Annotated in this window: 19 protein-coding genes; 9 read left to right on the top strand and 10 right to left on the bottom strand. The window is 43.9% G+C overall.

The window, feature by feature from the left end; translation table 11 throughout:
- Positions 1–11 precede the first annotated feature (11 nt).
- The 6 genes from G517_RS0105150 to G517_RS20715 all read right to left on the bottom strand — a co-directional run bounded on the left by G517_RS0105150 (position 12) and on the right by G517_RS20715 (position 6,364).
- Positions 12–458, bottom strand: a complete 447-nt coding sequence (locus tag G517_RS0105150; protein ID WP_028303529.1) for an ATP synthase subunit C — start codon at positions 456–458, stop codon at positions 12–14.
- On the bottom strand, positions 446–2,227 hold the full coding sequence (locus tag G517_RS0105145; RefSeq protein ID WP_028303528.1) for a V-type ATP synthase subunit I: 1,782 nt from the start codon (positions 2,225–2,227) through the stop codon (positions 446–448). Before G517_RS0105145 ends, G517_RS0105150 begins: the two co-directional genes overlap by 13 nt.
- Positions 2,224–2,829: a V-type ATP synthase subunit D gene (locus G517_RS0105140; RefSeq protein ID WP_028303527.1), complete on the bottom strand. Its 606-nt coding sequence runs from the start codon at positions 2,827–2,829 to the stop codon at positions 2,224–2,226. Before G517_RS0105140 ends, G517_RS0105145 begins: the two co-directional genes overlap by 4 nt.
- A gap of 14 nt (positions 2,830–2,843) precedes the next feature.
- Entirely contained in the window at positions 2,844–4,229 is a 1,386-nt protein-coding gene (locus G517_RS0105135) for a V-type ATP synthase subunit B (protein WP_028303526.1), read from the bottom strand.
- A 364-nt stretch (positions 4,230–4,593) separates the two neighbouring features.
- Entirely contained in the window at positions 4,594–5,424 is an 831-nt protein-coding gene (locus G517_RS0105130) for a DNA replication terminus site-binding protein (RefSeq protein ID WP_028303525.1), read from the bottom strand.
- An 88-nt stretch (positions 5,425–5,512) separates the two neighbouring features.
- Positions 5,513–6,364, bottom strand: a complete 852-nt coding sequence (locus G517_RS20715) for a hypothetical protein (protein WP_028303524.1) — start codon at positions 6,362–6,364, stop codon at positions 5,513–5,515.
- A gap of 245 nt (positions 6,365–6,609) precedes the next feature.
- Between G517_RS20715 and G517_RS0105120 the strand changes: the two genes are divergently transcribed.
- The 8 genes from G517_RS0105120 (at position 6,610) to G517_RS0105085 (ending at position 12,569) form a co-directional block, all read left to right on the top strand.
- Positions 6,610–7,941 carry a dihydroorotase gene (locus tag G517_RS0105120; RefSeq protein ID WP_028303523.1) on the top strand — a complete coding sequence of 444 codons (1,332 nt, stop codon included), beginning with the start codon at positions 6,610–6,612 and terminating at the stop codon, positions 7,939–7,941.
- A 15-nt stretch (positions 7,942–7,956) separates the two neighbouring features.
- The gene (locus tag G517_RS17840; RefSeq protein ID WP_157833152.1) at positions 7,957–8,916 is read left to right on the top strand and encodes a metal ABC transporter solute-binding protein, Zn/Mn family; all 960 of its coding nucleotides are present in this window, start codon (positions 7,957–7,959) and stop codon (positions 8,914–8,916) included.
- Positions 8,916–9,662, top strand: coding sequence for a metal ABC transporter ATP-binding protein (locus G517_RS0105110; protein WP_084632071.1), 747 nt, complete (start codon positions 8,916–8,918; stop codon positions 9,660–9,662). The genes G517_RS17840 and G517_RS0105110 overlap by 1 nt, the downstream gene beginning before the upstream one ends.
- A 20-nt stretch (positions 9,663–9,682) precedes the next feature.
- Complete coding sequence (locus G517_RS0105105) at positions 9,683–10,519, top strand: metal ABC transporter permease (RefSeq protein WP_036590450.1); 837 nt, start codon at positions 9,683–9,685, stop codon at positions 10,517–10,519.
- Between the two features lie 83 nt (positions 10,520–10,602).
- Positions 10,603–11,049 (top strand): phosphoribosyl-AMP cyclohydrolase, encoded by a 447-nt coding sequence (gene hisI, locus G517_RS0105100; RefSeq protein ID WP_028303520.1) that lies wholly within the window; start codon positions 10,603–10,605, stop codon positions 11,047–11,049.
- Positions 11,050–11,088: 39 nt separating this feature from the next.
- A complete protein-coding gene (yidD, locus tag G517_RS20435; RefSeq protein WP_084632070.1) occupies positions 11,089–11,454 on the top strand; it encodes a membrane protein insertion efficiency factor YidD in 366 nt (121 codons plus the stop codon).
- A 22-nt stretch (positions 11,455–11,476) separates the two neighbouring features.
- Positions 11,477–11,971, top strand: a complete 495-nt coding sequence (locus G517_RS17830; protein ID WP_051206084.1) for a DUF1289 domain-containing protein — start codon at positions 11,477–11,479, stop codon at positions 11,969–11,971.
- 13 nt (positions 11,972–11,984) lie between these two features.
- Positions 11,985–12,569: a MiaE family protein gene (locus G517_RS0105085; RefSeq protein ID WP_051206119.1), complete on the top strand. Its 585-nt coding sequence runs from the start codon at positions 11,985–11,987 to the stop codon at positions 12,567–12,569.
- Positions 12,570–12,658: 89 nt separating this feature from the next.
- Here the strand turns inward: G517_RS0105085 and G517_RS0105080 are convergent, their stop codons facing one another.
- Positions 12,659–13,072 (bottom strand): SufE family protein, encoded by a 414-nt coding sequence (locus G517_RS0105080; protein WP_028303518.1) that lies wholly within the window; start codon positions 13,070–13,072, stop codon positions 12,659–12,661.
- 105 nt (positions 13,073–13,177) lie between these two features.
- Positions 13,178–14,377, bottom strand: a complete 1,200-nt coding sequence (locus G517_RS0105075) for a tyrosine-type recombinase/integrase (protein ID WP_051206082.1) — start codon at positions 14,375–14,377, stop codon at positions 13,178–13,180.
- 222 nt (positions 14,378–14,599) lie between these two features.
- Between G517_RS0105075 and G517_RS0105070 the strand changes: the two genes are divergently transcribed.
- Positions 14,600–15,670, top strand: a complete 1,071-nt coding sequence (locus G517_RS0105070; RefSeq protein WP_028303516.1) for a DNA-binding protein — start codon at positions 14,600–14,602, stop codon at positions 15,668–15,670.
- Between the two features lie 102 nt (positions 15,671–15,772).
- On the opposite strand, the gene G517_RS0105065 is transcribed toward G517_RS0105070, so the two are convergent.
- Both G517_RS0105065 and G517_RS0105060 read right to left on the bottom strand, forming a co-directional pair.
- On the bottom strand, positions 15,773–17,098 hold the full coding sequence (locus tag G517_RS0105065) for an OmpP1/FadL family transporter (protein ID WP_028303515.1): 1,326 nt from the start codon (positions 17,096–17,098) through the stop codon (positions 15,773–15,775).
- Between the two features lie 52 nt (positions 17,099–17,150).
- Positions 17,151–19,346: a hypothetical protein gene (locus G517_RS0105060; protein WP_036590447.1), complete on the bottom strand. Its 2,196-nt coding sequence runs from the start codon at positions 19,344–19,346 to the stop codon at positions 17,151–17,153.
- Positions 19,347–19,891 lie beyond the last annotated feature (545 nt).

Here is a 19,891-nt window from a genome sequence, read left to right as displayed (position 1 = left end):
TCAGTCAATGATCAGGCCGGTACACCAGCGCTGATGACTAGAGCGAAGATAAAGGCAAATACTGCGAAACCCTCAACAATAGCCGCTGGAGCTAGGGACATACCAAAAATCTCAGGTCGGATTTTAGAAACGTTAATGGCTGATGCACAGCTACGACCTTGATAAATAGCACTAAACATTAATGCCAAGCCACACAGTAGACCAATAGCGGCTAAGCCCGGTGCATTGCCTAGTGTTAATTCACGGTTTAGGGCAAACATCACCACGATTCCGTAAATAGACTGGGATGAAGGCATTGCCGAGATACCAATGTAACGACCATGGCCTGTTTCAGTTTCCAATAATGCTCCTGCAGCGGCCTGACCCGCTAAAGAGCAGCCAATCATGCTGCCTATTGCACCCAGTGCCATAGGACCATATAAGCCTGCCCATCCTAGGGCCAAGATCAGGTTATCCAAGGTGTTACCTCCTGTTTTGAAAACGGCTGGAAGGGGTAGCCTTCGTCAGCCAAACTCCAGTTATAGAACTCAATAAGATTTAGACGTAAGCCATGAATCACACCGCTGACAACGGTTAAAACGAAGTTCAGCAAGTGTCCTGCTAACAAAATTAAAATGTGTAGCAGTAAACCAATACCTGGTAGCGCATTACCGACATCCGCTGCAAGTTGGTTAAAGGTAATCGCAAGCGAGGCGCTAGCAAGGCCTAGGGCGAAAAGACGTAGATAACTTAAAATGTCACCGAAAATCTTGGTGATATTGGTCAGCGCTAACAAGCCTGAAATAAGTCGAGCAATGCCAAATCCTTTTACGGGGGTCGAAAAGAGCAACACCAACCCAAGGCTTAAGCCAAATATTACCCAGTGAGCTAATGTAAAATCAGTTAACCAACCGGCTAATGCAGAGGCAACTGCCATTGCCCAGCCGACCGATGACAGTGCTTGATTTGAGCGCCTTCGTACCCAAGCCATCACTAGGTTGCCCAGAATTAAATGTAAGGCACCAATGCTGATGGATAGAGCCATCATGGTGTCAAAGTCGTTTAAATCGAGCAGTTTTAAATGTCCAAGGGCCGATATGGGGGCCGATGCCCCAAAATAGCTGCCCACTAAAATACCCCAAAGTACACCTGCACCGGTTAAAGCAACGCCCATCGCTCTTAAGCGTCGCCCGCTTATCGTGCGTTCCATGGACTTCCAATACCAGGCTAGAACTGCACCAAATAAGAGCGAGTAACCAACATCGGACATAATGATGGCGAAGAAGCTGACAAAGGAGAAGAATACAACACGAGATGGATCCCAGCTACGATAGCTCGGTGTTTGGAAGAAGCTAACCACTTCCTGTCCACCGCCGACAGCCATAGAGTTTTCAAGCAAGGTTGGTGGGCTTTCAGAGTCGATAGGGTCTTCCAGCAGTAAGACTAAGCCGTTTTGCTCCGCAAATGTTTCAAGCTGCGGCGTATCACGTACGGCAATCCAACCTTGTAGCGCAAATAACTCATTAAAGCTTTGAGTTTGGCCGGAAACTTCTTCGAGCACTGCTTGGTTTTCCGTACTGGCAACATTTTGTTGTAGTAGGAAGATCCAACGGGTTAGTGCTTCTCGCTCCGCCTCAACGGCTTCTAACTGAATTTCAGCTTCTTCAAGCTGTTCTTTCAGCTGGCTTAGCGGAATATAGCCGGTATGCGTGCGTGGCACGGGCATAATGTTAGCGTCAGGCTCATGATCGGCGATAACAACAATATAGGTATGGCGGTTATCACGATATACGACCATCCACGGCAGATGGGAGTCTTCCACATCCTGCATTTTGTAGTTAGGAACAAGGTAGAACCACAATTTTTCATGGTTCAGATCGGCAAGATCCGGTAGGGTAAATTCACCCCAAGGCTCTAAATCTTTGATCCGCTTATCAAGAAAATCACGTTTCTCACTTAAACGAATCCTATTCTGACGATTAAGGTCGATGTCATGCAAAACCTTATCAAGGTCAAGCTGATGACTTCGAGTGACTTGTCGGCGCTTCTGCGGACTATTGAGCAGATATTGTAACGAGCGCTTGAGCAGTTCAGGGTTGGTATCTTCAGTATCAATCACGCGGTTTGAACTGGCATCAGCCAGAGGAATGATATGAAGTAAACCAAGACTTTGAACCGCATCCAAGGTGTTAGCTTTATCGTGACTCAGTCCGATTAATGACGCTTTTTTAAGCTGGAGGATACTCATGCCATACCTGCCTTCAGCCGTTTATTTTTGGCAATTTTAGAGGTGACAACGCCAGCCCGCTCACTATCAGAAAGAGCGATACGGATTTTACGAATGTTTTTCTCGGCCTGAGGGATCAGAACCTTGTCAAACAAGTTAAGGCGTTGCGTTGTTTTGCGTAAACCCACGTCGAGCAGCTCTAAGCGTTTATTTAAAATATGCTGCTTCAGCTGTAGCTCAACGCTTTGTTTGAGTAGCACCACCAAAGGGTCAAGCCAATGCTCTGTGGCTAATGTTGAATAAGGGTGTACTTTGAGGGATAAATGACTCAATTCAGGCAATTTAAGCCCCACAAGATTGATCTGCTTAAGGCTGAAGTCTTCAATTTCAACTAGCTGATCAACAGAGCCTTTAAAGTTAGACAGCATTGGCAACTGTTCTTTAACGCGAAGGCGTACATCATCAAGTGTTTCATTAAGACCAGAAAGCACTCGCCTTGAGGTTGCCCGTTCAGCCAGAAGTTGCTTACGCTTTAGGTCAAGTGCCGGTACAAATTTCTTGTAGGCTTTAACCTTATGCCCTTCCTTGTTCAGGGTGCTTTTATTCAGTGCCAGCTTACCCACGCTTATAACTCCTGTTAGGCGTTTTCTGGTGAATCGTCTTTTGAAGCTTGCTCATCTTTTGGGAAGTATTTATCGATGAGATTTTGCTTCATCAGCAGCTCTTCCTCGCGGAAGCACTCCGCCAAAATAGCCCAGCCAGTATCTAGCGCTTCTTCAAGCGGCATGCTAATACTGATATCCATAAAATTTTCATGGAATAGACGGCCAAATTTAAGCACACGCTCATCAAATTCACTTAGCTCAAAGGACATCGCTTGTTTCTGTTCCGCATCTTGTGCCGCTGCATAAAAGCGGATTAAGGTGTTCATGATTTGACTGTGATCCTCACGGGTCACTTTGCCAATAACATGCTGTTTTAAGCGCGAAAGAGAACCAAATGGATCGATAACACCATTATGTAAATAGAACTGACCTTCGGTGATATAACCGGTGTTATCTGGTACTGGATGAGTCACATCATCCCCTGGCATAGTCGTTACGGATAAAATAGTAACGGACCCTGCGCCCTTATAATCACAGGCTTTTTCATAGCGACGGGCTAGCTGAGAATACAAATCACCAATATAACCACGGTTAGAAGGTACGTGCTCCATGGAGATACCGACTTCTTTTAAGGCATCGGCATAGGATGTCATATCAGTTAACAGCACCAATACGCGCTTACCTTCGTTTACCGCATAACGCTCCGCCACTGCCAGAGCCATATCCGGCACAAGGAGTGCTTCAACGGTTGGATCGGAACCTTGGTGAACAAACATCACCGTACGAGCAGAAGCACCCGCTTCCTCGAAGGTACGGCGGAAGAAGTGGTAATCATCAAAAATCAAACCAATACCACCGAAAACAATAATATCGGCATCAGCTTGTGCGCCAATCTGGGCTAGTAACTGGTTATAGGGTTCACCAGCTACTGAGAAAATTGGGATTTTTTGGCTTTCAACCAAACAGTTAAAAACATCAATCATGGGCACATCGGTACGGATCATCCGAGATGCTAAAATACGACGTGCTGGGTTTACCGTGGGGCCATCAATCTCAATTTTAGGCTCATCGGTTAATGCAGGACCGCCATCAATGGGCTGGCCTGTACCAGAAAAGGTACGTCCTAAGATATTTGGTGAAAAAGTAACCTCCATCGGACGGCCTAAAAAGCGCACAACCGAATGTGTGGAAAGCCCTTTTGTCCCTGAAAATACCTGAAGAGAAACTTCTTCACCGCTCAATAAAATAACCTGAGCGGTTCTTGGCAGAATATCTTGGCTATCGTCTTGGCTTTCAATAAGCGCCAAATCACCGAAGCTGATTTGCGAAGCCCCAGCATCAGAGGTAGGAACATGAACTTTGACGATATCGCCAATAATTTCAAGAATTCGGGAGTAACGAATCAATAGCTGCGACACAACTACCTCCATGTAATAAAAAAACGACCCGATTGAAGCATTAGCTTAAGCAACGGGAGATCAATGAAGCATACCCTAAATCATAAACATGAACTTAAGATTACCGTTACTTCTTGTCTTAATATTGACTTATGCCAAGAAGAAAACAGTTATAAAACGGGAGGTTAATGCACATACCTTCTAGAAGACAGTTATGCCTTAGTCGTAGATGCCTTTTTTCCGCTCATAGGGATTTTAGGGGCCAACAAACTAAGACCTGCTGCGGTGCATATAGTTCATTTTTATTAAGGTCATATTTTTTAAATAACCTGAAATAAACGTCAAAACATGAGTGTTTACTGCGTTATGACGCTGCGTTTCCCCTCTATTCTACTACGCCAGCCCAAGGGATAATGGCATTTGATCTGTCTAACTTCAAAGGTGAGCTTTCAGTAGGGTCGGCGAGAGACTTATATTCTACGGGATTACCTTCAGCAACAAGCAAAGGCAAATGTGCTTGTAAATCGTGCCATTTTCCACTCAGGTCTTTCACTCGGTATCGAGTATGTGGTCGAGTCGCACGAAGAATTTTAAAAGAATGGTTCTCTGGGTATTGATGGATTAGATCGACGTCTTGCTGAATAAACTGGTGCGTTTGTCCTGCCGTTGCTCTTCCTGCTTTAACGTTGGCCAAGATCTCTAATAACCGATGTTTGCTAATCAAGCTAGTTGAGGTACCTGACATAACCCAGCTAGCAGAAACAACAGAAGCTGATCCAGAAAATATAGGAATATGGCGATAAACCTGTTTGAGTATAAGTCCCGCGTGATATTGATTTTTAACCTTATCTCGCTGCCTGCGAGGCAAGGCGATCATTTCAGCTTTAATCTCATCTTTGAGACTGTTAATAGCGACCGCTAGCTTAAGAATCTCGTTTGTTGTTGGAGTCATGCCGCAAGCTCGAAAAACCGAAAGAGGTTCTTGATCCGCTGAACGAAAAATTTGATAGAAACTATTTGCTGTAGCAAAAAGAGCCTGAGTGCCCGTTAGGTGATCGGTAATAGATGGAGGGATAAACTCATTGTTATCGTGCGCAGCATAACTGAGTTGCTGATAGTGGCATTTGTCAGCCATAAGCGGATTAATCAGTAGTAATCGCTTTAGTGTTTGTAGCTGTAATTCTAACTCGTTGAGTAATTCAGCAACGCGGGACATTGTCCTCTTCCCTTTTTTGGTTAATCTTGTACATAAAAATGAATCTACGCAAAATGAACGTCCTGAGCAAATCCTCTTTTTCATTGCCTCAGAAAGATGATTGCTTAATCAATTTAGTAAGATTATAGGCTCTGTTGTATTCATGCAGAGCACTAAAATGGATGGACGAGTTTATGCCGCTTTCATCAGATAAAAAACCATAACCTTCCCATTCCCCATTGAAACGGCTATCGGTACAATCACTGGTTATCAGATCAACCTCAAATTCATTATAATTAGGGTTAATCAGTTCAATATCCCCTATTGTTGCACATCCAGTTAATGGATCTGTGGCCACCGATAAAATGCCATTACTTATTGAGTAATTTAAGCCATCAGAATCTTGCCAACTACCATTAAATGAGGATAAAGAAATAGGGCGATTGTACAGTACAGAATCTTGAACCAAAGAAAAATTACCTGTATCGCTAAAACCGAAGTACTGCCCAGACAATGTGGCATTATTGTAGGTTAGGTTAGCGACAATTCTTGTACCCCAATCAGAGCCCGCGCCCTCTGAATAATAACGACCACTCATGTTAAGCGCAGAGCCTGCCTCTACCACATCACCAATTGCTATTTCAGAATCATCAGATATTAAAAGAAAATCTGCGTCACTGGTAACCAGTATGAGTGTTTCACCCGTTTCATTACCAATAAGATAAGTCCCAGTGTAGATCCCAGCTTTATTAAGGCTAATATCATCAGAGCTGTTAGAGCTGTTAGAGCTGTTAGAGCTGTTAGAGCTGTTAGAGCTGTTAGAGCTGTTAGAGCTGTTAGAGCTGTTAGAGCTGTTAGAGCTGTTAGAGCTGTTAGAGCTATTAGACTCAGAATCCATTGTTTCTCCTAAGCATCCGGCCAGAACCACTGAAGCTGCAAGCAAGAATAATCCTTTTTTCATCGATAACACCTATGCTATGAGTTTGTTCTCAGAGGTGGCAGTATGCTTTAAACAGCCATAGCTAACATTAAGAATGGATTAAGTTAAGCGATTTTATTCCGGCTTTTTAGGCCGTATCCGTTATAATATGAGGTGATTTTTCTATATATTATAAGATTATCGCCTGACGACAGCCCTGTTATGTTGTAACATTAATCTGTATGGCGTTTTCTGTTTCTGCCCGTCTGAATTATCGGAGCTCCTGTATGCAAAAGCTATTGATTGTAAACGCTAAAATTGTTAACGAAGGCCGTATTGAAGAGAAAGATGTTCGTATTGCAGAAGGTCGTATTGCAGAGATATGTGTGGGATTACAGGCCACTAATGGTGAAGAGGTTATTGATGCCGCAGGTAAATATCTTATGCCCGGTATGATTGATGATCAAGTTCACTTTCGCGAGCCAGGCCTAACCCATAAAGGTGATATCAATTCTGAATCCAGCGCTGCGGTAGCTGGTGGTATTACCTCTTTTATGGAAATGCCTAACGTTAATCCTTTGACGATCAATCATCAGGCTCTAGAAGACAAATATATCCGTGCCGCTCAAGTCTCTCGGGCCAACTTTGCCTTCTATTTAGGGGCAAGTAACGACAACCTTGATCAAATTAAATCTCTTGATCCTAAAACAGCCTGCGGTATCAAAGTCTTTATGGGGGCTTCAACAGGTAATATGCTGGTTGATGATCCTAAAGTGTTGGACGGTATTTTTTCTGAGGCTCCGACCCTCGTCGTGACCCATTGTGAAGATACGCCGATGATTGCTAAAAATGAGCAGGTCTATAAAGAAAAGTATGGTGAAGATCTGCCTTTTAAATACCATCCGCTGATCCGCTCCGCTGAAGCTTGCTATAAATCATCATCTATGGCGATTGATCTGGCTAAGAAACACGGTACCAATCTGCATGTTCTGCACTTAACCACTGAAAAAGAGATGGAACTGTTTATTGCCGGTGATATGAAAGACAAAAAAATCACAGCGGAAGTGTGTATTCACCATCTATTTTTTAATGATCAAGACTATGACCGCCTTGGTTCTCAGATTAAATGTAACCCAGCGATTAAACGCCCAGAAGATCAGCAAGCCCTTATTCAAGCGGTTTTAGATGATCGTATTGATGTTATCGCCACAGATCACGCACCCCATACCTGGGAAGAAAAACAGCGTAGCTATTTTGGCGCACCGGCGGGCTTGCCGTTGGTTCAGTACGCATTGTTGTCTGTTCTGGAGTTTTACCACAGAGGCACTTTCCCACTGGAATTGATTGTCCGTAAAACTAGTCATGCGGTAGCGGATCGTTTCCAAGTAAAAGACCGTGGTTATATTCGCGAAGGTTACTGGGCTGATTTGGTGCTCGTCGATTTACAAGATCATACGACCGTAACCCGTGATCAGATTTTATCAAAATGCGGCTGGTCGCCTTTCGAAGGCTATATGTTTAAGTCTCGTATCGACACAACCATTGTTAACGGCCAGATCGCTTATCGTCAAGGTAAGCTGGAGCCGGTTATTGGCAAGCGTATGGAGTTTAATCGTTAAATGAAAGAGTGTGCAATGACTGCTTTTCAACATAAAAAAAGCCTTGTGATGCAAGTTGTGAAGGCCGCGTGTGCGGCTTTCCTTCTCGCTAATACAACACTGGCTCAGGCTGAGGAAGAGCCTGTGATCTATGTAAGTGTCGCTCCACAAAAATATCTTCTTGAGCAAATTGCCGGTGATCTTGTTCAAATTGAAGTGTTGGTGCAGCCTGGTCACAACCCGCACAGTTACGATCCTTCTGCTCGCCAAATGGCTCGCTTAGCAAAAGCCGATATGTTGATGAGCACGGGCGTTCCGTTTGAGCAGGTATGGCTACCGCGTATTCGACGTTTAAACACTCACTTAATTATGGTGGATACGCTAAAAGGCTTAGAATCTGGCCATGATAATGATGGGCATGATGAAGAACCTGCGGCAGATCCGCATCATGCCGACCACGACCACGACCACGACCACGACCACGACCACGACCACGACCACGACCATAGCGGCCAAGATCCTCATGTTTGGATGGATCCTATCCAAGCTTTAGCTCAAGCAGAGATTATGACTCAAGCTTTAGTTAAAGCGTATCCTGCTTTGGCGGATCAATTTCAGCAAGGTTATCGTAAACTTCATCAAGATTTGATAACCCTTGATCACGAAATCCATGAACAGCTCGAACCCTACGATGGCCGTACCTTTATGGTATTTCATCCTGCCTGGGGGCACTTTGCGACCCGCTACCATTTAGAACAAATCGCAATTGAGTATGAAGGTAAGTCACCTTCTGCTCGGCAGTTGGTTGCATTATCAGAGAAAGCTAAAGCAGAAAATATTAAAGTAATTCTAGTTCAAGAACAGTTTAATCAGAAACCTGCTGAGCGTATTGCAGACAATATTGATGCTCGTGTTGTTCGTGCCAATCCTTTGCCAGAACATTTGCCGGATGCTCTACGAGCACTCACAAAGCAGCTCTTGGAGTCTTGGCAATAATGAGTCGCTTTGCAGAAAACATTATCGAAGTAGACGGAGTGAGTTTCCGCTACCAATCCGCGCCGGTGCTTAATAACGTCACCCTTGCCATGCGCAAGGGGGAGTTTTTAGGCTTAGTTGGTCCAAATGGTGGTGGAAAAAGTACGCTTTTAAAGTTGATAATGGGATTGATAAAGCAAGATAAAGGTACTGTACGCGTTTTTGGCCTTACCCCTCAAAAAGCCCGCCATCGCCTAAGTTACGTACCTCAGTTTGCAAAATTCCCGAGCGACTTTCCTATTACCGTTGAAGAGACGGTTTTAATGGGACGCTTACAGCACGGTCGAATTTGGCAGCGCTATTCAAAAGAAGATCGCCGGATTGCCCATAAAGTAATGTCGGAAACCGGTGTTGAAGAATTCTCCCAGCGGCCAATCGATCAACTTTCTGGTGGGCAGCTGCAGCGAGTACTGATTGCTCGGGCTCTCGCCACAGAACCAGAGCTCTTACTCTTGGACGAACCTACTGCTAGTGTAGATTCCCAGCAGGAAAAAGGGGTTTTCGACCTGTTTAAAGAGCTAAACAAACGTATGTCGATTGTTGTGATATCCCATGATATTGGATTTATAACGGATTATGTAGATCGTGTGGCCTGCCTCAATAAAGAACTTCTATGCCATGAAACCCATGCCATAACCTCCGATGTTATTGAGCAGATGTACGGCGATCATGTTCATGTTATCCATCATCATTCCCACGCTATTTGATTTTACTGGACGCTTTTCCTATGGAATTTTTCTCGGTGCTAGCTGAGCAAACCTTTCTACAAAATGCACTATTGGCCGGTTTATTGGCCAGTATTGCCTGTGGTTTGATCGGTAGTTACGTTGTGGTTATGCGCATCAGTTATCTGGCAGGTGGTATTGCGCACTCGGTAATGGGGGGGATGGGTCTCGCCTATTACTTGGGAGCATCTCCTTTTATTGGTGCATTAATCGCAGCCGTTGTTTCTGCACTGATTATCGGCTGGGTAAAACTTTATTGGCAGGAGCGGGAAGATACGTTAATTGGCGCACTTTGGGCATCCGGCATGGCCATTGGCGTGCTTTTTATCAGCCAGACCCCTGGTTATCAAGTTGATCTTATGAGTTACCTTTTTGGTAATATTCTTTTGGTTGCAGAGGGCGACCTTTGGTTAATGGCTGCTATGGATGCGATTATTATTGCAGCGATTGCACTCTTCTATCGCCCTTTTCAAGCGATCGCCTTTGATGCTCAGTTCGCTCGCTTGCGAGGTTTACCGGTTAATGCACTTTATTTACTTTTACTCTGCATTGTCGCGTTAACGGTTGTTTTGATGATTCAGGTTGTTGGTTTAATTCTTGTGATTGCCCTACTAACATTACCTGCGGCAATTGCAGGTCATTATGTTAAAACACTCGCCAACATGATGGGGTTAGCCACTCTACTGGGGTTAGCCTTTACTTCTGGTGGATTAGCACTTTCTTATCAGCCTGATTTACCCGCCGGCGCTTGTATCATCCTACTGGCTGCTGCAACTTTTATGGTTTCTGCTATAGTGGCCGCCCGAAAGAAGCCTTTAGAAGAGCCATCCGATACTTAATATCTAAGGGGAGCCGTCGGTATTTTTCCGGCATTAATGGCTTTATATCAGTTTTTTCTATCAATAATAGGCTAGGTATTCGTATGACAAGCGCAGAATTTAACTGGAAACAGGTCGAGCAGGCAGAGCTTAATCAAACTTTTGATCTAGAAACAGCGCTTAGCCATATCAAGTTTAATGAAGACGGGTTAGTGCCCGCTATTGCTCAGCAATATGACTCCGGTGAAGTGGTTATGATGGCTTGGATGAATCTCGCTGCCATTAAAGAAACGCTTAAAAATCAACGTGTTTGCTATTGGTCCCGCTCCCGTCAAGCCTATTGGCGTAAAGGCGAATCGTCAGGGCAGGTTCAACATTTAAAAGAACTGCGTATTGACTGTGATGGTGATGCTTTGTTGGTTTTTGTTGACCAGGTCGGCCCCGCATGTCACACGGGTCGTCGAAGCTGTTTTTATGCGGTAGCGGAGCCTGAAGGATTAAGGGTTGATTCGGAACCTTTGATTGATCCCGCTGAATTATATGCGAAATAGTTAGATTTTTTGGTCAGCAGGGGTATGGAAGAATAAGAGATGAAATATCTGCTCAAACTGGTTGTCTACTTTTACCGCTATCTCATTAGCCCATTACTACCGAATCGTTGCATCTATTATCCAACCTGCTCAACCTATGCCCTTGAGGCACTAGAAACCCACGGTGCGCTTAAGGGTAGCCTACTTGCGATAAAACGCATTTTTCGCTGTAACCCTTTGGCAAAAGGTGGCTATGATCCGGTACCAGAAAAAGGCTGTTGGCATAATGGAGTGCACCAATGTGAGTCTGTAGAAACGCAGGCAGCAGAGGAGAGCGATTCTATAAAAAAAGATCAGCCTGAAAAAAACAGTCAGCCCAGAGAAAAGAACTCTAGTGAAGCTTCTGTTATAGAAAAACACTTATGACCAAAGAGACACTGCGTTAATTATGGCTCGAATAGAATCACCCTGTGTAGGTATATGTAGTACAACCCTTGGCGATACTATTTGCCGGGGCTGCAAGCGGCATTCCGATGAGATACTTAACTGGGGTGGCGCGGAAGCTGACTTCCGTGAAACAGTGATTCAGCGTATTGAAGATATCACCGTACACGTTGTGGGTCAGTATTTTAAATTGCTTGATAAAGATCAACTAGAACAGCAACTTAACAAGCGGCGTATCCGTTATACTAAGCGCTTTAATGCGTTATGTTGGATTGTTGATTTATTACGAGCCGGTGCAAGTCGTATTAAAAACCTTGATGCCTATGGTCTTGAACTGACCACGGAAGCATTTTATCAAGAGAAAAATATAATACAGGATGATCCTGTTAATAGTACGGTTGCCACCGCATATACCTCTGATCTTTTGGAACAGCTTTACCAAAAGATTAATCGAACCATTTTAGAAGAAACAGACAGGCTTATTTGTGAAAAACCTTGATCTGCTAGACGAGATGTATCAATTCCTACCCTGCCCAACCCCTGCACTTTGGGTGGAGCAGGCGATTGAAAATCTGGATCTCCTGCTTATTGATCACGCTCAATGCGAGAAAAAAGCAGCCTCTAATGCGATGAACCTTATGTATCGCTATGTTGATCGTCCAGACCTGTTAAAAAAGATGTCCCAATTGGCTCGGGAAGAGTTACTGCATTTTGAACAAGTCGTGGGGATTTTGCAGGATCGAGGGATCAAATACGAACATATTTCGGCATCACGCTATGCCTTAGGTTTGCGCCAGCATATGCGCAAAGGAGATGATGCATTAATTGATGTTTTAATCATTGGTGCTTTTATTGAAGCCCGTTCTTGCGAACGCTTTATGGCATTGATCCCACATCTTGACGAAGCCTTAGCTAAATATTATCGCTCTTTAGTTCGCTCGGAAGGTCGTCACTATCGTGATTATCTGGATTTAGCCCTTCAATATGCTAAGAGCCCTATTGATGATCGTATTGCTTTTTTTGCCGGTATTGAAAAAGAGTTGATCGAGTCTAATGATGATACCTTCCGTTTCCATAGCGGGCCTGTTGTTGAATAGTATTGAATAGAAAACTTGTTTTGTCCTGTAGTAAAAAAGCGTTACCGAAATACGATAACGCTTTTTTTCTTGGCTCTAACTTATAGCCTTTAAGCGTAACGGGTTGCTAGCTCGCCAATGCGCTGCAACATAGCATGTAACCCATTACTACGGGTTGGACTTAAATGCTTATCTAACCCTAATTTGGCTAGAAACTCTGGTTGAGTGGCTAAAATATCCTTTGGTTCTCGGTTATTATAGATTCGCAGCAATAAAGCAATTAAGCCAGAAACAATAGCTGCATCACTAATCGCATGTAGTTTCAGTTTGCCATCAATAAATTCATGATGGATCCAAACCTGAGACTGGCAGCCATTGATTTTATTTAGGTCAGTTTTCCAATCCTCTGGAAATGCTGGTAATTTTTTACCCATATCAATGATGTACTGGTACTTGTCCATCCAATCATCAAAAAATTCAAATTCATCAACTAAATCTAATTGTGCCTGATTGATTTCGGACATTTTTTGGCCTTATTTTGTATCGGTTAACGCTTGAAATAGCAACAATATTAAGTATATCAGCCCTTACACTTACCTTGATAGCCTACGAAAACCTGAAGTCCAATGTTAGGAATCACTTTTATTACTCAGGTTTACCGCATCATGCCAGGCTTCATCTTCTGCATGGAAGTAGATCGCAGTAGTTTCTAATTGGCTATGTCGGGCTGTTTTACTAACCAAGCGCAGGTCAACACCTTGATCAGCCCAATGGGTAATGGCTGTATGGCGGAACCAGTGAGTTGATGCCTGTCGCATACGAGCCGCTGACTCAGGGAAATTAGCTTCAATAGATTCTGCTGTATCGGCCAATAATTTTTTACTTAGCCGATAAACCATATTCGGACTGATGCCATTTGTTCCTTTCGCAGACCGAATAAAAAACTGGCGATCGTCTGGTGTGGGGTCTGCTTGAAGTCCCAAAAAATGACGATATTGACGAATCTGCTGCATCAGAATATCTGGGACAGGCACCTCTGCATATTTTTGGCCTTTACCCAGTACTCGCCACCACCAGCGTCCCCGACGTTGAAAAAAATCATTCATTTTGCAGTTAGCTGTTTCGCTCGCCCTTGGGGCTAGGTAATAAAGAAAATAGAGTAAGGTGCGTTCTCTCATCCATCCTCTATATCCTTTTTCATCAAGCTGTTCTCGTTCTTGATGTTGGTAGCGCTCAAAAAGATGCTGAACATCCTCTTGTTCCAAAAAACGTTCGACCTTTTTATTACGTAGATCTTGAGCGTGCTTTTGGCCAGCGGTTTGTCGAATTAAAGCAAAGGGATTGCCTCTCAAGTATTCCGCATCTCTCAAATAGCCAAACAATCCCTTAAGAATCGTTACGGTTTGGCGTTGACTGCTCAGGCTCAATCCTCCTCTAAACGGTTTCCAGTACGGTGACGACCGAGGAAAAGGCTCGCCACACCAGAGACTCTCCGGCTCTGGATTGGTAATAAAACGCTGATAATCTGCAACATCTTGCCGGTTTAAGTCTGATAAAGCCTTCCCCTGATGGTGCCAACACCAAAGGATTAAACGTTCAGCTTCCCGTCGATAACTGCGAAAGGTTTCTGATGATTCTTGATATTCCAACAGCCAGCTTTGAACCGCTTCTAAATCATTTTTAGCGGCAATTTGCGGTGTATTATCAGCACGATTGATACCAAATTGGCCACTTAAGCCTTGAGGCAGTTTATCAACCCATTTTAGCATTTGCTCGATAGGTGCAACGGGAAGTTGCGATGGAGTGATCGAATTATCCTTATGTATCACGGTATTAAGCCTTTATTTATCGCGTTTTAAAGTCATTTTATTCGGTATTTTCATAGGTCGCTTTATCTAGGGTGATTTTAACAGTGTAATGGATAAAATTCACGGTTATTAAAGTTACCGTGAATTAAAAGAACCATTGATAATTTATTTAACGTAATACATAATACGTAATATGGCAGATAAAACAATACACTGCATTATCATCTTGGGGAAGATACAAAAATGGCGAGAAATGGCATTAGTTATAACGAGGTCAAACAAGCGGTCGACGAAATGCAGGCCGAAGGACTCAATCCCACTATTGCAGGTATTAGGGAAAGGTTAGGTACAGGAAGTTTTACAACAATCTCAGAACACTTAAAGCTCTGGCGGGCGGAGCGACAACAGCAACCAATGGTGGCTGGCGGCTCTCCTGCACCAGATTCACTGAATGGTATGGTGCAAGCGGTTTGGCAGCAGGCTAGGGAAGATGCCACAAAGGCACTGGAAAGCTATAAAGAAGAGATACAAAAAACACTGGAACACGCTGAAGCAGAAAAGCAGCAAGCCGTAGAAGAAACCTTAACGATTAAAGAACGTTGTCAATGGTTAGATGAGCGAAACCAGATTCTTTTAGTAGAAATGAGGCAGCTAGAGAAAAAGCTCGGTGCAGCCGAAATAACGATAAACGCTCTTGAAAAACAACAGGAAGAGCTTAAGCAAAAAAACGAACAACAGAATGAACATCATGCTGAGGAGCGGGAGGAGTTGGAAGCGAAAACTATTCTTCAACAACAAGAATACAAACAGGCACTATCTGAACAACAGGAACATTATAGACATGAGCTTCAACAACGACACACAGAACAAAGTCGTATGCTTACTCTATTTGAGCAGCAGCTAGCAGAGGAGAAAAAAAGAGGGGAAGCGTTAGAGCAGCACTGGATCATGCAAGTTGATGATTTACGCCTTCAATTGAAAGAGCGTGAGCAGCATATTGAAAACTCAGAAAAAGAATATTTAGCCCGATTAAAGCAGCAGCAAGCATTAGACAAAGATATATTGGTCAGCCTAAAGACACTTCAAAGCCAGCAGGGCGAGCAACAAAAAGAGCATAAAGAATCGACTGAGCGAACAACAAAACAACTGTCCAGTTTAGATGCCAGAGTGACTGATATTACAGATAAAGTCTTGCTGAAAAGTGAGCTTGAAGAGATCAAAGCGATACAGATAAGAGAAAATGACAGCCTGCGTAATATGCTCGACGGCTTTTTAAAACAAACCGAAGCGTTGGCCCAGAAGAAGATGAAATAGCAGGTATTCAAATAAAAAGAGAGCCAGTGTTAACGGCTCTCTTTTTGGGTCTCTTCTATTCTATCAAACGACGCTATCAAAAATGCGCTGTCAAAAAACTTATTAAAAAGACATGTTGTAGGCTAAAGAAAGAACATCTGCACTGGTTTCATAGTCTGCATCGAGAGAACCACGAGAGGCATCTTCTTCAAGTTGACCGGTACGGGTTACGCTTACATCGTCAATACTGACATGGGTATAAGCTACCGTAATCTCTCCAGCACTTGCTAATTTATAGCTCGCACCTAAAGAAAACCATTTGCGATCGCCATCAGGGGTACGAGCGGAACGATAGGCTTCTTTCGCCGGTGAATTATCTATCGCAAAACCTGTACGCAACGTTAGCTGTTCTGACGCAAGATAGGTAATACCCGTTGAATAATACCACTCATCACTAAAATCAAATGTCAAAACAGAATCAGGTTGCTTGATGCCATCAGGCCCCGGAGCAAATGCGATTCTCATTTCATCTAAGACACCCCAACCTGTCTTCATTGCGGTGGCGCCAATCGTTACTCGATTACCGATATCTTGTTCCGCACTGATCGTGAGTACGGATGGGAACGTAATTTCGTCAAAGAGGTAAGCTTCATCAACCCCTAGGCCCGCAAGTATTGGACTAACGTTACTGTAGTCGGAATCACCCTCAAAGGTATATTCTACCTCGCTACGATAACCGATACCAAAGCGCGTCCCTTTTATAGGCTCTAGTGCGGCACCAACGGAAAAAGCATAGCTGATATCATCGGCTTCTAATTCACCATAGCCATCACCTGCAGCGCTATTACCTCCAGCAAAGTCACTCAAGTTCGCAGCGAGCAAAACGCTACCACTGTGTACTTGAACACTAGCACCGACCGAGGCCATTTCATTAATTTTCTGAGCAATAGAAAGCGAGATGGATAGATCCTGAACCGCCGTCTCTGCAGAGTGGTAGCGCCCAGCCCACTCTTTACCGTACTTACCTGACAGGCCAAAAGGTGCATTGAATGCTGCACCGATCGTTGTTTTTTCACTCACAGGATAAGCAAAATAAACCGAAGGAATAAAGGATGTATTAACCACATCACTTGGGGCATTTCCGGTTAACGTGTTTCCTGCCGCATCAGATGCCGAGTTTACAGTAACATCCATTTTAGGGACCAAAATAGCGCCTGAAACATAAAGCTCCATCTTCTTAGCATTGCTTAGCAACGCAGGGTTCCAAAAACTAAAAGAAATATCACTTTTACTGGCTGCCGCACCAGCTAAAGCATTACCGGAGGCTGTTGCACTGTGGTCATTTAGAGCAAACCCCGCCGCCATAGCTTGTTGAGCACTAACTCCAGATATAAGGGTAAATAGGGCCGCTTTAACACCGCGGGATAACATATTGTATTGTTTAGACATAATATTAAGACTCCATTGTTATTGTTAGCATGTCGTATTTGTCACTCAATGGTTACTCAACGACATTGGAGTTTATGATCTGGACAGCTTGGCCGCCAGATTTAAGAAAAGAGATCACCTGAGTCTGCATTTCAGTGGTTGCGGCCAAGGCAGAGGCTGCATCTTGAGTAATACCTTCTTGTGCAGATGGGTCCAGTAAAGAGGTGTGCTTACCCACCATAAAGTTGGTGTAAACCTTCAAGCTTGCTCCATAGGTTGTTGTCGATGCTTTGCTCAAGCCAAGAATCGAGGTCCAGGGCGTTGTTCCTGCCAGAGGAAATCCTGATGTTGCTAGGTTATTCGGTACGGTTTGGTCGGATAAGTTAACACCATTACCAATAATCTGTGTCACCAGTACCGGTGTATCCGATTTGACTTTAGAAGCCCAAGCCAGCGCATCGCTAGAATCGATAACCTGTTGAGCCCCTGCTACAAAGGAGCTGACAAAAGCAGGATAAGCCACATTGGCTAAGCTGCTATAGGTTTCAGGTTCATTGGTACGAAGCGCAATAAAGTCCTGCGCGCTGTAACCAAGATTACCGGCAACACCTGCTGCAAAAGCATCGCTATTTTTAAGCGCGGCTTTAACCACAGGGCCGAAAGTATTTGAATAACCCATAATCGCTGCCGCCTGACTACCACCGACGGTTAAAGCAGCCGCCTGGAAATCAAAAGGATTGCTAGCATCGTCATCTGGCGTACCATCACGGTTGCTATCATAGCTATCTGAAGCACCTAAAACACCAGTACTAATAATAGAACCCAGAGAAACCCCTAACAGGCTCACATTATCTGCATTTAGGTTTAACGTATTGCCTTCAAGGGATCGACGCAAGGTTAATATATCGCTAATCGATTGCTTAAGATTATCTCTTACCGTTTGAAGTGCGCCCAAGTTAGCAAACGCTAACGGGCTGCCGTTGACATAAGCGGCACCACTGGATGAGTCAGTGGCTGTAATTTCATAGACACCATCGGCATTAAAATCAATACTGCGTGCACCATGCAAAGGCAGATCAATAGCCACTAAGGCAATACCCTGGGCTGCCAAATTACTGGCAATAGCCGCAGCCGTTTCTTTATAAGAGGTTATCCCATGCACATAGATCGCAACGGGCCAACCGCCAGCTGGTGCTGCTCCATTAGGGGTTGAAACAAATACTTTAACGGCTGTATCACTGACCTTATTGGGTGCATAGCCTGATACTGGGCCAAGGTTAGAGCCGTCAGCCGCTTTAAAGTGGCTGATTAACCCGTCACAGGTCTTGGTCGCCGCGAGTGTTGCTGGAGCGCAGTTGCTTGCTGGGTTTGGTGTCTCAAGGTAGTAAGGTAGCGTTAAGTTCCCATAGGATATTGTTGGATTATGGGCGACTGTCGCAGCACTAGCTTCTGCTTCTGTTTTACCTGCTGCGAGTAAGAAGTTTTTCAAATCTGCAACGGCACTTACATTAGTAATGCTTGGCGTGGCGCTATTAATATCAGACATGAGCTCTTGCATCACTTTACCCACACTTTGCGTGGTAAAGCTTCCAGAATAAACAATATCATGATCACCCGCTAATGGTGTTAAACCTGCATCAATACCCGAAATAGCGCTTTGTATCGCAGCCAACTTGGCTTGTGCTGTTGGATCTGTTGTTAGCTGGGTAACATCTGTGCTGGCATTAGATAATAAGCTGTAATACTGAGAAGCCTCAATTTTCCGTCCTAAGGTATCTTGAACCTTATCGGTAACGGCAAATAAGTATCTTTGGCTAGGTTTTAAAGGTTTTAGCGGTATAACAACTAAACCAGAGCTTGATGTCTTAACGATATAGTCAATACCATAGGTCAATGGTGTTGACTGTCCTTGCTCCATCAAAACAACAGCTTCTGCTGATTCTGCTGACGTTGGATCTAGCTTTATACTGCCGTATTGACGATCAGGAAACACCATTCCAATACTAATGGGTGAGCCTAACCCCCAACCATCAAGAGAGCTAAGTGATTCATAAATATCACCTGCTTTAGGTATGCTTACAAGCCCTGTTGTCGGGTTCATCAGCAAATCTGTTGGCGTTGATAATTCCCCTGCAATAGGGTTGAACATCACGGTAGTTTCGGGGATGTCACTAACGTTGGGTGCAGCACCTTGGTTAATACTATCCGAATCACAACCTGATAAGAAAAGTGCGCTTGCCACTGCGGTGGCTACAAGAGTTTTCTTCATTGCCGTACCTTTACTGTTTTTATTATGCATCAGCAAAGTTGTCTGCTGATCTGCCTAATTTTGTGAGCTGTTATTGTTATTCTCAGCACATAATCAAACATACGTTTGACTAGATTTGCATTAGCTAACGTTTTTGTCAAACCTTAAAAGTATGAAAAAAAAGTAAATGGGATGGTTATTTATTCTAGACAAAAACTCAAACAGAAGGGATATGAAAATCCTTTAAAAAGCAATATGTTAAGGCTTTTTTGCAAACGCAGCATTTTTAATCTATTAAGAAAAGAAGAACACATAACACTGTAAAGAAATGTAATATTGGTTGTCGAAAGCAAGAAATAGAAGTGCGAGAAATTTTAAAAAACGGCAGAGATAAAGCAGATATTAAGAAGAGTAATTATGGCTTGCAGAGTGAGGTTTTTAACACGGGTCACCACAAGCAGGACTCAGCCTAGAGCTGGTAAGGAAAGAAACAACTCAAGGGTGCGATTGAGTAGAGAAGGGAAGCCAATTCCCTGCCTGCGGTGTCAGATAGCACAGCCCGAAGA

This window comes from Oceanospirillum maris DSM 6286, assembly GCF_000422865.1.
Classification (GTDB): Bacteria; Pseudomonadota; Gammaproteobacteria; order Pseudomonadales; family Halomonadaceae; genus Oceanospirillum; species Oceanospirillum maris.
This window is presented reverse-complemented; position numbering and strand designations above follow the sequence as displayed.